Below are 1,973 nucleotides of genomic sequence, written 5' to 3'. Positions count from 1 at the left end.
TCTTCTATCTTCAGGTAATCATGTTTAACCTGAGAAAAATCTCCGCTTTCAATAAGTTTGTCTTCAAAATCATAAAGATTTTGTTCTGCCGTCATTTCAGAATTCAGATAAGATATTCCCTTAATTCTTACGTTTCCTCCGTCGTGATGCAGTGTATCTACCCATATATTTTCTGGAGCAAGGGTCTGAACAGTATAGAGTACCTCAGAGATCCTCGTCTTTTTATCAGAAAAAATTTCTTCTATTATCTCTATCTTGTCTGTCAGATCAGGTATCTTACCTATTTCCATCTCCAGTTTTTTTATCTCTTCCTGGTTAAAGGCTATCTCCCTCTTTGTTTCGTGAATGTTTTCCTCAAAACTCTTTTGTTTTAGATAAATCCCAGAGAAAATTGCTCCGTTTATGAGAAAGAATACTCCCGCGATTAAAACAGCTTTTTTAAGGTTTTGAGACACTCCAAGTTTTTCTTTGTATTCCGGCGTCAAAAAATTTATATCTCTCATATTCATAATCAAACCACCTCATCCATAACATTTCCAAGGAGCACAGCTATCTCTTCAAATTGATAAGGTTCTAATTTTATTCTATTCTCCTCTTTTGATGTTATACTCTCTAGTTCTAGAGGCATGACTTCCAGTTCCAGGGATTTTTTCACATAATCTTTCAATCCCCTCAGAAGAGATCCCCCTCCTACAAAGACCAGCTCCTCTACTATACTCGAAGATCTTTCTCGGAAATAATACTCATAGGAAAGTCTTATCTGACTTTCTAGCTCTTTAAATGCCTCTGTCAGTTCATCCATCATGGATTTTTCCGAAGCATCCAGTATTTCCTGTTTATGCTCCTGAAGTTCCAGTTCTATTATTTTCTCCTCTGCCTTTTCATAGTTGATTCCCTTATAATTTTTTATTATATCTGTAAACTCATTTCCCCCCATGAGGATGAACCTGTAAAAATTCATGACATTATTATTCATTGCATATATCTTGGTGGATTCATGACCTACATCTACTATCATTCTGTAACTGTTATCGTTTTCATCCCTCTCATTCTTTGATTCCATTTTCTCCAAAAGCATAAATATCGAAACAAAATCAGGAATTATTCTCAAAACTTTTACCCTTAGACTTTCCAGGAAGTTGAGAAGATAATCTATCTCCTCTCTTTTTATAGTTACACAGAGAACTTCTTCACTATACTCGTCTAGGTTGATAGTCAGTTTTTCTGTGAGATATTCATACTCTGAATATCCGGGAATCATCTCCTCCATCTCCTCTAGGATGAACTGATCTCTTTTTTCCATATTCTCCTGACCGATTCTTATAAATTTCACCTGGAACTTTTGACTGGGAAGAGAGAGTGATATTCCATGACCTTTAAACCCAAGTCTTTCTATCATCACAGACAAAATCTCATTTATCTGTGTCTCCTTCTCTTCGTTTTGGTTAAATTTTTCTACCAGCACATCTCCCACTATGCCGCCTTTTACACTGAGAGCCTTTATTCCCCGGCTCCCTATATCAATACTTCCTCTAGACTTCTCTTTCACAAGATTGTCCAACCTTTCTCTTGCCCTCATAAATCTCTCCTTCATACTTCCCCCTCCTCTATACCTTACATCTTCTCTATTATCAATTCCTCTATAGCCTCTCCACTGTCTACATAGAGACCGTCAAAATCTGCACTGCCGTCAAGGTCTGTGTCCTCAAATCTTATTACTGCCTCATGCACTGCCTGCATTTTAAAATCTGCCTCTCCTATATCACTTCCTCCGTCAAGGCGTATCCTCTTCACATATGTAGCCCTTACTAGCCACGCATCATCAACAGTTCTTGGAGTTGTTGCAGTATCGAGCCTGTCCACTATTTTTTGACTCTTGTCAAGTGGATAGATCTCTACCGGATCCTCTCCTCTGTCCCAGACTCCGAGTCCGTCATTATCTTTCACAATTTCTAGCTTTTCCAATCTGTACC

The 1,973-nt window shown here is 38.0% G+C and carries 3 protein-coding genes; all 3 read right to left on the bottom strand.

What is annotated here, in order from left to right:
• The coding region (locus ABZA26_RS13870) for a PilN domain-containing protein (protein WP_372715086.1) at positions 1-509 on the bottom strand (509 nt) is incomplete at its 3' end.
• 2 nt (positions 510-511) lie between these two features.
• Entirely contained in the window at positions 512-1,594 is a 1,083-nt protein-coding gene (gene pilM, locus ABZA26_RS13865; RefSeq protein ID WP_372715085.1) for a pilus assembly protein PilM, read from the bottom strand.
• A gap of 20 nt (positions 1,595-1,614) precedes the next feature.
• On the bottom strand, positions 1,615-1,973 hold a 359-nt coding region (locus ABZA26_RS13860; RefSeq protein ID WP_372715084.1), incomplete at its 5' end, for a hypothetical protein.

Origin of the sequence: Ilyobacter sp. (assembly GCF_041583315.1) — a bacterium.
In the GTDB taxonomy this organism is placed as follows: domain Bacteria; phylum Fusobacteriota; class Fusobacteriia; order Fusobacteriales; family Fusobacteriaceae; genus Ilyobacter.
Note: the sequence above shows the minus strand (reverse complement) of the source record. Positions and strands in the feature narration are given on the sequence as shown.

Coding starts and splice junctions, on each gene's coding strand:
- pilM (WP_372715085.1), bottom strand. CDS start 1,594: ATGAAGGAGAGATTTATGAGGGCAAGAGAAAGGTTGGACAATCTTGTG.